Genomic DNA, 12,357 nt, shown 5'->3' on the forward strand with positions numbered 1-12,357 from the left:
CTTTGGTGGCAGGGGAGCGCGGGTGTAGGGCGGGCATCGCTTCGAAGGAGGAGGGCATGCTTGCACTGCCGCGAGCAAAAACTGGCCAAGATTTCGGCCTGATATCGTTGCATGCCGGACGAATAGAGCATTTTCGGAGTGGCCGGTAACGGGCCGACACTGACTGGCTCGCCCACTCTTAAGCTTCTGCGGCCATCTCTGATGAGGCGCGCCGTAGACCGGAGCGGACATGGATGGTGTAAACCCCGCTAACCTTGTTGTGTAACTGTTGTTATCAATCGCGCTTGACCCCCGCGCCGCTTGGCGTACCCTGTCAAATGGGGAGGGGCACTCGCACATTATGCCCCATCCGATTTGTTGTATCTGGATCGGTCAACAGGGGTCAATCATGGCAAAGTTAGTAGCGTTCGATCAATTTGATATCAACACGGTCGATCTGAACTGGTATTTCGAGAATACCTATGATGCTTACCTTACCAAGAACGCGCAGGTCCAGGTCAACGGCGTAACGTACGCCGATGTCTATTATGTCAATGGCTACGACGGCTTCGACGATCTCGAACTCTATTTCCTTGGCAGCGGGATGACGGAAGATGCGCTTGGGCGCGTCGTTTCGGGTACTGTGAATTTCGTCGCCGAAGCCGAGTACGATAGTTCCGGCTTTCTCTGGTATGCCGAGGGCATATCCATCAGTGCCGTGTCACTGTACGATGCGGCTGCAACGCCTTCGAACGCCGATGAGTTCGCGCTGATCGTTTCTGCCTTGAGCGGTGACGATACGATCATTCTGTCCTCCTTTGCCGATCGCATGAGCGGCTTCGCCGGGAACGACACCATTACGGGCGGTCTTGGACGCGACATACTCGAGGGTGGGTCCGGTAACGACACCTTCCGGGACACGAAGGCAGGGCTGAGCGGCGATGTCCTTCTCGACTTCACGTTCGGTGATCGAATCGTGATCACCGATGCGACGCTGTCCTCATTCTCGTTCAATATCACTGGCTCGACGCTGAACTATACCGGCGGCTCCCTCACCTTCGGATCGGCACCCAGCGGCATCCTGTTGGCGAGCGCGGCTGCGGGCGGTGGGGTCCAACTCGTTCTCAGCAAGCAGTTCGCCAGTTCCGGGAATGTACTGGTCAGCAATTTCGCGGTGGGCGCGGGCGGTTGGTCAAGCCAGGATTCCTACCCGCGGCATGTCGCGGACGTGAACGGGGACGGCTACAGCGACATCGTCGGCTTTGGGCAGGCTGGCGTTGTCGCTTCCTTCGGCTCGGCCAATGGCAGTTTTTCCGCGGCCAGCCTGGTCTCCTCCGACTTCGGTCAGTCCGCGGGCTGGAGCAGCGACAACGCGTTCCATCGTGAGCTTGCCGACGTGAACGGCGATCGCCGTGCCGACATCATAGGTTTCGGCACTGCCGGTACGCTCGTGTCGCTTGCTCGAGCAGACGGAACGTTCGCGGCACCCGTCGTCGGTGCTCAGAATTTCGGGACCGCGCAAGGCTGGACATCCCAGGAAAGCCACGCACGAGTGGTCGGCGACGTCAACGGCGACGGCAAGGCAGACCTGATCGGCTTCGGCTCGGCCGGCACCCTGGTGGCGCTCGGCAATGGCGACGGCACCTTCGGGGTCGCCGCCCTCGCCCTCGCCAATTTCGGGGTGCAGCAGGGCTGGACCAGCGACAACGCCTTCCATCGCGTCGTCGCGGACGTGAATGGCGACAAGAAGGACGACATCATCGGCTTCGGCGCTGCGGGCACGTGGGTGGCGCTGTCGAAAGGCGATGGCACGTTCCAGGCTCCACAGCTTGCCTTGAGCAATTTCGGCAAGGACCAGGGATGGTCGACCCAGAACGGCTTTGCGCGTGATGTTGCCGACGTGAACGGCGATGGGCGTGCCGACATCGTGGGGTTCGGGATCGCGGGGACTTATGTTGCCTATGGCAGCGCCAGCGGTACGTTCACTTCCGCCACCCTCGATGTGGAGAACTTCGGCGGTAACCAGGGGTGGACCAGCGACAACATCTTCCACCGCGAACTGGCCGACATCAACAATGACGGACGGATCGATATCGTCGGCTTTGGTCAGGCTGGCGTGCTTGCTGGCCTGAACCAGGCGCATTGGATGTTCTGAACCGAACCGACGGCGTTTGCGGAGAAGCGTCTCGCTTTTGCAAAGGCGCTGCAAACGAGGACGGGGGGCGGCCTGGGATCATGGCCGCTCCCCATCTTCCGGGCGACCGCTAAGGGCCGATAGCGAACGGCGTCAGGCGAACTGATCGATCTTGAGGCCTTCGTGGGCGATGGCACGGACCACGGCGGGACGCTCGACCACGCGAGACACGAGGCCGGTCCAGCGCGGGTAGAGCGTCAGGTCGAACTTGGCGGCGCGGGCCCAACGGTAGAACACCGCGGCATAGCTGTCGGCGGCAGTGTAATCGTCGCCGGCCAGCCAGCCCTCGCCGCACAGGTCGTCAAGCTCGACGAAATGGCTGGTCAGCGCGGCATGGGCGCCTTCCTTGATTCCGGGGTGGAGGGTTTCGTCCGGGGTGAAGCGGGCCGGGCGGAACAGGGCGGCAAAGGCGGTGGCGTGGACGGTTCCGCTCAGCCAGCTCAGCATCTGCATCGTCTGGGCGGTGCGATAGGCGTCACCGCGCGGGACCGAGCCGGGTGCGCCGAAGCGGTCGGCGAGATAGCCGAGGATCGCGAGATTCTCGGTGATGGTGCCTTCGTCGGTGACCAGGGCGGGGACGCGGCCATGCGGATTGACCGCGAGATATTCAGGGGTGCGCTGCTCGCCCGCGGCAAAGTCGATCCGCACCGCTTCATGCTCGGCATCGGCTTCGTGAAGCGCGATGTGGGTGACGAGGCTGCAGGCGCCGGGCGAGTAAAAGAGTTTGAGCATGGTTTCTCCGTCGCCCCGGCGGAAACCGGAGCCTCAGGCAGCAAACGCGCTCGCCGCTGCCTGAGGCTCAACCTTATTTTGCGTTAGCGCAGCTTGGCGAGGACGCCCTGGAGCTGCATCGCGTTCGACATGTCGCCCTCGACCTTGAGCTTGCCAGTCATGAACGCAGTCATTCCGTCGAGCTGGCCGGCGGCCATCGATTCCCAGTCGGCCCAGCTGACCTTGAGCGTGGTGTCGGCCGGCGTTTCCGCGTCCTCGGTGACCTGGTTGGCCTGGCCGTCGAGCAGGATCGCGCCCTCGTCGCCAAAGTGCAGGCGTACCTTCTTGCCCGGGACGAACGCCTGAGCGTCCTGCATCTTGGTCACCAATTCCTGCTTGGTCATTCGTCAATCCTCCTGACAAAATTGTAGGTAAGCTGGTAGCGGGCGGCCTTTTGCCGGGCAATCCCCCCACCTCAATCCATGTGCTTGAGGCCGATCCTGAGATAGTCCCAGCCGGTGATCCCGGTCAGGATCGCGGCCGCCCATAGGCTGACCAAGCCGGTGGCATGGACCCACCACACATCGGGGGTCGCACCGGCCAGGATCAGCGCCCCGAGCGCGACCAATTGCAGGGTGGTCTTCCATTTGGCGAGCTTGCTGACCGGCATCGAGACGTGCAGCGGGGCGAGGAACTCGCGCAGGCCCGAGACGATGATCTCGCGCAGGAGGATGATCCCGGCGGGCAGCAGGTGGATGCCGTGGATGATCGGCTGCGCGTCAGGCTGCCGGCTGGAGATCAGCATCAGGATCACCGCGGCGACCATGATCTTGTCGGCGATCGGATCGAGGAACTGCCCCAGCCGGCTGATCTGCCCGTGCGCGCGAGCCAGATAGCCGTCGAAATAATCGGTGATCCCGACCAGGCAGTAGAGGATGAAAGTGACCAGATAGTCGATCGGCTGCGGCGTCCACAGCAGGAACACCAGGATCGGCACCGCGAATATGCGGGACAGGGTCAGGAGGTTAGGCAGCGAGAGCATCGTTCGGGCCCGTCTTAGGACAAGCATCGCCGAACGCCAAAGGGGCTTGTTGGCGCTGGCCGCAACCACCGCTAAGCCACTGGCGAACCTGCACACTGCGTAAGGCGTCTCAAGCTTGATCCAGAATGTTTCGCACCTGTTGAGGACAAGGCGTTTCGTCCCCTTGTTCGTCACGCAGTTCCTTGGCGCCTTCAACGACAACCTGTTTCGCACCGCGATGGTGATGCTGGTGATCTACGGCATCTACCGGTCCGAAGCGCAGGAAGCGGCCTTTTCGGCGCTGGCGGGCGGGCTGTTCATCCTGCCCTTCTTCCTGCTGTCGGCGCTGTCGGGGCAACTGGCCGATGCGATCGACAAGACCCGCATCATCCGCGCGGTGAAGACCGCCGAGATCGGGATCATGGTGTTCGGCGCGGCGGGGCTGCTGCTGCTCAATGTGCCGCTGATGCTGGTCGCGCTAACCGCAATGGGCATCCATTCGACCTTCTTCGGACCGATCAAATACGCCATCCTTCCGCAGCACTTGGAAAATGACGAGGTTCTAGGGGGGACCGGGCTGGTCGAGGCGGGGACCTACATCGCCATCCTCGGCGGGACGATCCTTGGCGGACTGCTGGTCGTGCAGGACCCGGATGGCCGCTATCATGCCGAATATGCGGCGGCGGCGGTGCTGCTGGTCGCGGTGGCGGGCCGGATCGCGGGGCAGTTCGTGCCGCCGGCGCCGCCTTCGACCGAAGATAGCGGGACGCTCAACGATCCCGACCTACCGCGCCCGGGGCTCGACTGGCACATCCTGCGCGCGTCGATCCGGCTGGTGAAGGCGACCATGCACGTGCCGCGGCTGTTCGTGGCGATCATGGCGATCAGCTTCTTCTGGGCGATGGGGGCGGTGCTGGCCGCGCAATTCCCGCCGCTGGTCAAGAACGTCTTCGGCGGCGACCAGAGCGTCGCGACATTGTTCCTGGCGATCTTCTCGGTCGGGGTGGCAACCGGATCGCTGATCATCAACCGTCTTCTGAACGGCAAGGTGTCGGCCCGCTTCGCCCCGATCTCCGCGCTGCTGATGGGGCTGTGCGTGCTTGCGCTCTATCTGCTCAGCCGGACCTGGACGCCATTCCCCGATCTGGTGGGGATCAAGGCGTTCCTGGCCGAGCCGTCGGGCTGGCCGGTGGTCGCCAGCCTGTTCGGGGTGGCGACCTTCGGGGGCATGTTCGTGGTGCCGCTCTACGCCTTCCTGACCACCAGCGTGCCCAAATCGGAGACCGCGCGAACGGTGGCCGCCAACAATATCGTCAATTCGGGTGCGATGGTCGGGGCGACGGTGTTGCTGTTCGGAATGGTCCAGCTGGGCGTGTCGGTGCAGGAAACCCTGCTGCTGGTCGCGGCCGGGACGCTGGTGTCGGCGTGGCTGGGCCGCAAGCTGCACCAGGCCTGCGTCGCAGCGGGTTACCCCTGAAGGGTCAGGCGATGAACAGGCTGATGGCGAGGAAGCCCGCGGCATAGGCGGTGACGAACAGCCGGGCGTCGGGACTGAGCCCTTCGGGCATCTGCCGCGCCAGTGACTGGAGCCAGCGGCGACCGACGCCGAAACTCAGCGGATGCGGACCGCCGAGGCGGACGGAATAGGGCAGGGCGACGGCCCGGACGCGACGCATGGCAACACCTTAACGTGGTTTTTACCATGCTGAAACGGGGCGCGCGGGAATTACGTTTCCGCCTTCTTCCGCTGTGTTCAGTTGTGGGACTACGGGCCCCGGGATGGCTTCAGCCAGCGTGGCGAAGCAGCGTGTCGCCCTCGACCGAGCGGCGACGCAACAGGTCGGCCACCCCGTCGGAGTTCATCGGCTTGCCGACGAACCAGCCCTGGCCGGTGTGGGCGCCGAGCGCCGCGGCCTTTTCGTAGGTGATGGCGTCTTCGAGGCCCTCGGCCGTGACGGGGATTCCGAGCGCCTGGGCAAGGGTGGTCACGGCCTTGATGATGGCGGCGCTTTCGCGGTCGACATGGACGGTCGCCATGAAGCTGCGATCGATCTTGATCATGTCCAGCGGCAGCATTCGCAGATGCGACAGGCTGGAGAAGCCGGTGCCGAAATCGTCCAGCGCCAGGCGGACGCCCTGGTTCTTGAGGCTGACCACCAGATTGCGGGCAAGGTCGATGTCGGCGAACAGCGAGCTTTCGGTCAGTTCGACAATCAGCCGGTCGGCAGGAAAGCCATGTTCGGTGATCAGCCGCACCAGCCGCTGCGCCAGCCACAGGTCGGACATCTGCGCCGGCGAGATGTTGATCGACAGGCTGAAATCGCCTTCCCACTGCTTGGCCGCGTCGAGCGCCTGGTCGACCACCAGCTCGCTCAGGGGACCGATCAGACCGATCTCCTCGGATACCGGGATGAACAGTTCGGGGCTGAGCAGCCCGCGATTGGGATGCTGCCAGCGGGCCAGCACTTCGAAGCCGGTAAGGGCGCCGGTGACGAGATCGACCTGCGGTTCGAAATAGGGAATGAATTGGCGATGCTCGATGGCGACCCGGATCGCCTGTTCCAGCTCGCCGCGCTCGATCAGTGCTTTTTCCATGCCGCTGTCGAACCAGGTTGGCCGGGCGGCGCGGGCGCTGCGCGCGTCGTCGAGCGCGATGTCGGCCCGACGCAGGATGTCGGCCGCGCGGCAGGCGGTACCGGGAGGGGCGCTGGCGATGCCCGAAATGGCGCCGACCTGCACATAGGTGCCGGCGATGTCATAGGTCCGGCTGACGTCGCGCAGGAGGGCTTCCGCCAGCCGCTCGGCGGAGGCAAGATCACTCTTGTCGACCGCCAGCGCGATTCCGAATTCGTCGCCCGACAGCCGTGCGACCACCGCATTGGCGGGAACATGCTCGCACATCGCCTCGCCGATCCGCTTCAGCAGCGCGTCACCCATCTCGTAGCCGAAGCGATCGTTGATCCGCTTGAACCGCTGCATCTGGAGCGAGATGATGACGAGGCAATGGTCCGCGTCGATCGACGACTTGCACAGCTTGTCGACGCCCTCGGCAAAGCCCTTGCGGTTGGCGAGCCCGGTGATGCTGTCGGTGGCTTCCTGCAGCGCGGCGCGGCGTTCGCCTTCGGCGCGCAGCGCGGCTTCCTGCTGAAGGTCTGCATAGCGACGATAGCCGAACAGGATCAGAGCGACGTTCAGGACCAGCGCGGCAGCGGCGACCTGGACGCTGGGATCGAGGCCACTGGCCTTTTCGCTGGCAACGAGTTGCAGCAGGCTGCTGCCGTTCCAGATGAAGGCGGCCATCGCGCACAGCAGCAACAGGATGACCGGCCATTCGGCCCTGGCGGGCCAACGACTACGAGTAGGCAAGGATACTGACGACGCAACGAGCATCGGCAACTGTTGCACGATGACCCGTTAATGTTTCACTCCGAATCGGTTATATCTCTGCAACCGATTGGTTCTCCTGGTGCGGACGGCGGGACTTGAACCCGCACTTCGTTACCGAAAGCCGATTTTAAGTCGGCAGCGTCTACCATTCCGCCACGTCCGCATGGGGTGGGTCCGGCTTGCCCCGACGGCCGCGCACCGGTCAAGGAAACCGGGCGCAAATAAAATAACGCACCCGTCATGGACCCGCTTTGCCGCTGTCGCGTTCGTTCAGCCGCAAGACAAGGAGCACAAGCCATGATTCGCAAGGTAATGACCCTCGCCCTGATCGCCGGTTCGATGAGCATTGCGGCCTGCAACACCGTTCGTGGTGCTGCTGCCGACGTGAATTCGGCCGCCAACGCGGTCGACAACAACCTTTGATCCGGGGCATGGGTCATTCCGCTATCATTACGGAGGTGACCCATGCGCAAGATCTTGACCCTAGCCCTGATCGGCAGTTCGCTGGCCCTGGTGGCCTGCAACACCGTTCGCGGAGCCGCCAATGATCTGAACTCGGCTGCGAATTGCACCGAGAACACCATCAACGGGGGTCGCTGCTAAGCGATCAGCCAGGTCTGAAAAGAGAAACCCCGCCGGTGATGAGCCGGCGGGGTTTTTCGTGTCTGGATTAAAGGCGGGCCGGTGAGGCCCCGACCCCCTCCCCGCCGCAGGACGCGGCAGGGAGGAGCATCGGTCTCGCTCAGTCCTGCAGGTAGTCACCGGCGTCAGCATCGGTGCCGGTACCGCTGGTGACGACTTCACCAAGCGGGTCGGGACCCGAGGCCGAAGCGTCGCGGTTGCTCTGGGCCAGTTCGGCCGCACGCAGTTCCGCCGCGCTGTCGGGAGCGACGAGGGCATCGGCGAGCTTGCGCTGCGCCGCCCGGAGCGAGGCATCGCGGCTGGTCGCCGCAACCCGCATCCGGTTCATGCCCGCACCGGTACCGGCCGGGATGAGGCGGCCGACGATGACGTTCTCCTTGAGCCCGTTGAGCGTGTCGATCTTGCCCTGGACAGAGGCCTCGGTGAGCACCCGGGTGGTCTCCTGGAAGGAGGCCGCCGAGATGAACGACCGGGTCTGGAGCGAAGCCTTGGTGATCCCCAGCAGGATCGGCTTGCCCGAGGCCGGACGCTCGTTCTTGCCGAGCTTGGAATTGATCTCGTCCATCTCCTCGCGATCGACCTGCTCACCCTTGAGGAGGGTGGTGTCGCCGTCGTCGGTGATCTCGACCTTCTGCAGCATCTGGCGAACGATCACCTCGATGTGCTTGTCATTGATCTTCACGCCCTGCAGTCGATAGACCTCCTGGATCTCGGTGACGAGATATTCGGCCAGGGCGACGACGCCGAGCGCCTCGAGGATGTCGTGCGGATCGGGCGAACCGCCGACGAGGTTGTCGCCCCGCTTGACGTAATCGCCTTCCTGTACGTCGATGACGCGGCTCTTGGGGACCAGCTCCTCGTGCGGATCGCTGCCGTCGTCGGGGACGATCGCGATCTTGCGCTTGGCCTTGTAGTCCTTGAGGAACTGCACCCGGCCCGAGACGCGGGCGATGATCGCCTTGTCCTTGGGGGTACGGGCCTCGAACAGTTCGGCGACGCGCGGCAGACCGCCGGTGATGTCACGGGTCTTGGCGGCTTCACGCGGCATCCGGGCGAGCACTTCGCCGGCTTCCACGGTGGCGCCGTCCTCGACCGCGACGATCGCGCCGGCAGCCAGGCGATAGACGCCCGCTTCCTGCGCATTGTCGCCGAGCAGGGTCAGGCGCGGACGAAGATCTTCCTTCTTCGACTTGGCCATGTCCTCGGTGACGACGCGCTGGCTGATGCCGGTCGATTCGTCGGTGACCTCGGTCATCGTGCGCATCTCAGTCAGGTCCTGATACTTGATCGAACCTGCCTTCTCGGTGATCACCGGGCTGAAGCTCGGATCCCACTCGGCGATGCGTTCGCCCTTGCTGACGATGTGGCCGCCCTCGCACAGCAGATGCGCGCCGTACGGGATGCGGTGGGTCGACAGTTCGCGCCCGTCCATGTCGAGGATCGCGATTTCACCCGAACGCGACAGCGAGATGTGCCGGCCGCGCGGATCGGTAATCGTCGGCATGTCGCGAAGCTCGATGGTGCCGTCGACCGGCGCTTCGAGGTTGGACTGCTCATTGAGCTGGGCGGCGCCGCCGATGTGGAAGGTCCGCATCGTCAGCTGGGTGCCCGGCTCACCGATCGACTGGGCGGCAATGACGCCGACCGCTTCACCGATGTTGACCGGGGTGCCGCGGGCAAGGTCACGCCCGTAGCACTTGCCGCACACGCCTTGGCGGCTGGCGCATACCAACGGCGAGCGGATCTTGAGGCCCTGCAGGTTGGCGGCCTCGAGCCGAGCAACCATCGCCTCGTCCAGCAGCACGCCTTCCTCGATCAGCAGTTCGCCGGTCTTGGAATCGACCACGTCCTCGGCGGTGGTGCGGCCCAGCACGCGATCGCCAAGCGATGCGATGACCGAACCGCCCTGGACGATGGCGCGCATTTCGAGCGCCTGGTCCGTTCCGCAATCCTCCTCGATGATCACGGCGTCCTGCGACACGTCGACCAGACGGCGGGTCAGGTAACCCGAGTTCGCCGTCTTGAGCGCGGTGTCGGCCAGGCCCTTGCGGGCGCCGTGAGTCGAGTTGAAGTATTCAAGGACGGTCAGGCCTTCCTTGAAGTTCGAGATGATCGGGGTTTCGATGATCTCGCCCGACGGCTTGGCCATCAGGCCGCGCATGCCGGCGAGCTGCTTGATCTGCGCCTGCGAACCACGGGCACCGGAGTGAGCCATCATGTAGATGGAGTTGACCGGACGCTCGCGCCCGTCGTCGCCCTTACGGACGTCCGAGATCTCCTTCATCATTTCCTGCGCAACGCGGTCACCGCAACGCGACCAGGCGTCGATCACCTTGTTGTACTTTTCCTGCTGGGTGATCAGGCCGTCCTGATACTGCTGCTCATAGTCCTTCACCAGCGCGCGGGTTTCCTCGACGAGGGGCTCCTTGGCCTGGGGGATGACCATGTCGTCCTTGCCGAAGCTGATCCCGGCCTTGAACGCGTGGCGGAAGCCGAGACCCATGATCGCGTCGGCGAACAGGACGGTGTCCTTCTGGCCGGTGTGACGATAGACCTCGTCGATCACGTCGCCGATGTCCTTCTTGGTGAGAAGGCGGTTGACGGTCTCGAACGGCACCTTGTGGCTCTTCGGGAGCGTTTCGCCGAGCAGCATGCGGCCCGGGGTCGTCTCGAAGCGCTTCAGATACTGGTTGCCGGCCTCGTCCGTCTGCGGAACGCGGCTGACGATCTTGGTGTGCAGGGTGACGACGCCGGCGGCGAGGGCCTGGTGGACCTCGGTCATGTCGGCGAGCATCGAACCCTGGCCCGGCTCCCCGTCCTTTTCGATCGACAGGTAATAGAGCCCCAGCACCATGTCCTGCGAAGGAACGATGATCGGCTTGCCGTTGGCGGGCGAGAGGATGTTATTGGTGCTCATCATGAGCACGCGGGCCTCGAGCTGGGCTTCCAGGCTGAGCGGCACGTGGACCGCCATCTGGTCGCCGTCGAAGTCGGCATTGAACGCGGCGCAGACCAGTGGGTGAAGCTGGATCGCCTTGCCCTCGATCAAGACCGGCTCGAACGCCTGGATGCCGAGACGGTGAAGCGTCGGGGCGCGGTTCAGAAGGACCGGGTGCTCGCGGATGACTTCATCCAGGATGTCCCAGACTTCCTTGCGCTCCTTTTCGACCCACTTCTTGGCCTGCTTCAGGGTCATGGACAGACCCTTGGCGTCGAGGCGCGAGTAGATGAACGGCTTGAACAGCTCGAGCGCCATCTTCTTGGGCAAACCACACTGATGGAGCTTGAGCTCCGGACCGGTGACGATGACCGAACGGCCCGAATAGTCGACGCGCTTGCCGAGCAGGTTCTGGCGGAAGCGGCCCTGCTTGCCCTTGAGCATGTCGCTGAGCGACTTGAGCGGACGCTTGTTGGCACCGGTGATGGTGCGGCCGCGGCGGCCGTTGTCGAACAACGCGTCGACGGCTTCCTGGAGCATGCGCTTTTCGTTGCGGACGATGATGTCCGGCGCGCGCAGTTCGATCAGCCGCTTCAGGCGGTTGTTGCGGTTGATGACCCGGCGATACAGGTCGTTGAGATCCGACGTCGCGAAGCGGCCGCCATCGAGCGGCACCAGCGGGCGCAGCTCGGGCGGGATGACCGGAACGACGTCCAGGATCATCCACTCGGGACGGTTGCCCGATTCCAGGAAGCTCTCGACGACCTTGAGCCGCTTGATGATCTTCTTGGGCTTGAGTTCGGACTTGGTGACGGCGAGCTCTTCGAGAAGCGTCTTCTTCTCGCCCTCGAGGTCGAGGTCCATCAGCATGATCTTGACCGCTTCGGCGCCGATCCCGGCCGAGAAGGCGTCTTCGCCATGCTCGTCCTGGGCTTCGAGCAGCTCGTCCTCGGTCAGCAGCTGATACTTTTCGAGCGGGGTCAGGCCCGGCTCGATGACCACGTAGGATTCGAAGTAGAGGATCCGCTCAAGCTGCTTGAGCTGCATGTCGAGCAGCAGGCCGATGCGGCTCGGAAGCGACTTCAGGAACCAGATGTGGGCAACCGGGGCGGCGAGCTCGATGTGGCCCATCCGCTCGCGGCGGACCTTCGAGACGGTGACCTCGACGCCGCACTTCTCGCAGACGATGCCCTTGTACTTCATCCGCTTGTACTTGCCGCACAGGCATTCGTAGTCCTTGATCGGACCGAAGATGCGGGCGCAGAACAAGCCGTCACGCTCGGGCTTGAACGTGCGATAGTTGATGGTTTCCGGCTTCTTGATCTCGCCGAACGACCACGAACGGATCTTGTCCGGGGACGCGATGCCGATCTTGATCTGGTCGAAGGTCTCCGGCTTGGCCACCGGGTTCGCGAAGTTGGTCAGCTCGTTCATCAGTTACTCCTGAGCCCCAAGGGGCCTCGAGTTCAATTCAAATGGCGGGAA

Annotated in this window: 10 protein-coding genes and 1 tRNA gene; 4 read left to right on the top strand and 7 right to left on the bottom strand. The window is 63.8% G+C overall.

The genetic code is table 11. The features are described 5' to 3' along the window. Positions 1-388: 388 nt before the first annotated feature. Positions 389-2,134, top strand: a complete 1,746-nt coding sequence (locus M1K48_RS13040; protein ID WP_249503634.1) for an FG-GAP-like repeat-containing protein — start codon at positions 389-391, stop codon at positions 2,132-2,134. A gap of 132 nt (positions 2,135-2,266) precedes the next feature. On the opposite strand, the gene M1K48_RS13045 is transcribed toward M1K48_RS13040, so the two are convergent. The 3 genes from M1K48_RS13045 to pgsA all read right to left on the bottom strand — a co-directional run bounded on the left by M1K48_RS13045 (position 2,267) and on the right by pgsA (position 3,926). After that, the gene (locus M1K48_RS13045) at positions 2,267-2,905 is read right to left on the bottom strand and encodes a glutathione S-transferase family protein (protein ID WP_249503635.1); all 639 of its coding nucleotides are present in this window, start codon (positions 2,903-2,905) and stop codon (positions 2,267-2,269) included. Positions 2,906-2,988: 83 nt separating this feature from the next. Next, positions 2,989-3,288, bottom strand: coding sequence for an SCP2 sterol-binding domain-containing protein (locus tag M1K48_RS13050; RefSeq protein WP_249503636.1), 300 nt, complete (start codon positions 3,286-3,288; stop codon positions 2,989-2,991). A gap of 71 nt (positions 3,289-3,359) precedes the next feature. Then, a complete protein-coding gene (gene pgsA / locus M1K48_RS13055; protein ID WP_249503637.1) occupies positions 3,360-3,926 on the bottom strand; it encodes a CDP-diacylglycerol--glycerol-3-phosphate 3-phosphatidyltransferase in 567 nt (188 codons plus the stop codon). Between the two features lie 118 nt (positions 3,927-4,044). Here pgsA and M1K48_RS13060 point away from each other — a divergent pair, with 118 nt between their 5' ends. Next, entirely contained in the window at positions 4,045-5,382 is a 1,338-nt protein-coding gene (locus M1K48_RS13060; protein WP_406697377.1) for an MFS transporter, read from the top strand. A gap of 4 nt (positions 5,383-5,386) precedes the next feature. Here the strand turns inward: M1K48_RS13060 and M1K48_RS13065 are convergent, their stop codons facing one another. From M1K48_RS13065 to M1K48_RS13075, 3 genes are all read right to left on the bottom strand, one after another. Next, the gene (locus M1K48_RS13065) at positions 5,387-5,581 is read right to left on the bottom strand and encodes a hypothetical protein (protein ID WP_249503638.1); all 195 of its coding nucleotides are present in this window, start codon (positions 5,579-5,581) and stop codon (positions 5,387-5,389) included. A 109-nt stretch (positions 5,582-5,690) separates the two neighbouring features. Next, the gene (locus M1K48_RS13070; protein WP_249503639.1) at positions 5,691-7,271 is read right to left on the bottom strand and encodes a putative bifunctional diguanylate cyclase/phosphodiesterase; all 1,581 of its coding nucleotides are present in this window, start codon (positions 7,269-7,271) and stop codon (positions 5,691-5,693) included. A gap of 98 nt (positions 7,272-7,369) precedes the next feature. Next, positions 7,370-7,455 (bottom strand) — tRNA-Leu (locus M1K48_RS13075). A gap of 134 nt (positions 7,456-7,589) precedes the next feature. Here M1K48_RS13075 and M1K48_RS13080 point away from each other — a divergent pair. After that, positions 7,590-7,715: an entericidin EcnA/B family protein gene (locus tag M1K48_RS13080; RefSeq protein WP_249503640.1), complete on the top strand. Its 126-nt coding sequence runs from the start codon at positions 7,590-7,592 to the stop codon at positions 7,713-7,715. Between the two features lie 42 nt (positions 7,716-7,757). Further along, positions 7,758-7,895, top strand: a complete 138-nt coding sequence (locus tag M1K48_RS13085) for an entericidin EcnA/B family protein (protein ID WP_249503641.1) — start codon at positions 7,758-7,760, stop codon at positions 7,893-7,895. A 139-nt stretch (positions 7,896-8,034) separates the two neighbouring features. Here the strand turns inward: M1K48_RS13085 and rpoC are convergent, their stop codons facing one another. Beyond that, positions 8,035-12,306 (bottom strand): DNA-directed RNA polymerase subunit beta', encoded by a 4,272-nt coding sequence (gene rpoC / locus M1K48_RS13090; protein WP_249503642.1) that lies wholly within the window; start codon positions 12,304-12,306, stop codon positions 8,035-8,037. Between the last annotated feature and the right edge of the window lie 51 nt (positions 12,307-12,357).

The organism is Sphingomonas glaciei, assembly GCF_023380025.1.
In the GTDB taxonomy this organism is placed as follows: domain Bacteria; phylum Pseudomonadota; class Alphaproteobacteria; order Sphingomonadales; family Sphingomonadaceae; genus Sphingomicrobium; species Sphingomicrobium glaciei.

Coding starts and splice junctions, on each gene's coding strand:
- pgsA (WP_249503637.1), bottom strand. CDS start 3,926: ATGCTCTCGCTGCCTAACCTCCTGACCCTGTCCCGCATATTCGCGGTG.
- M1K48_RS13045 (WP_249503635.1), bottom strand. CDS start 2,905: ATGCTCAAACTCTTTTACTCGCCCGGCGCCTGCAGCCTCGTCACCCAC.
- M1K48_RS13085 (WP_249503641.1), top strand. CDS start 7,758: ATGCGCAAGATCTTGACCCTAGCCCTGATCGGCAGTTCGCTGGCCCTG.
- M1K48_RS13080 (WP_249503640.1), top strand. CDS start 7,590: ATGATTCGCAAGGTAATGACCCTCGCCCTGATCGCCGGTTCGATGAGC.
- M1K48_RS13065 (WP_249503638.1), bottom strand. CDS start 5,581: ATGCGTCGCGTCCGGGCCGTCGCCCTGCCCTATTCCGTCCGCCTCGGC.
- M1K48_RS13050 (WP_249503636.1), bottom strand. CDS start 3,288: ATGACCAAGCAGGAATTGGTGACCAAGATGCAGGACGCTCAGGCGTTC.
- rpoC (WP_249503642.1), bottom strand. CDS start 12,306: ATGAACGAGCTGACCAACTTCGCGAACCCGGTGGCCAAGCCGGAGACC.
- M1K48_RS13040 (WP_249503634.1), top strand. CDS start 389: ATGGCAAAGTTAGTAGCGTTCGATCAATTTGATATCAACACGGTCGAT.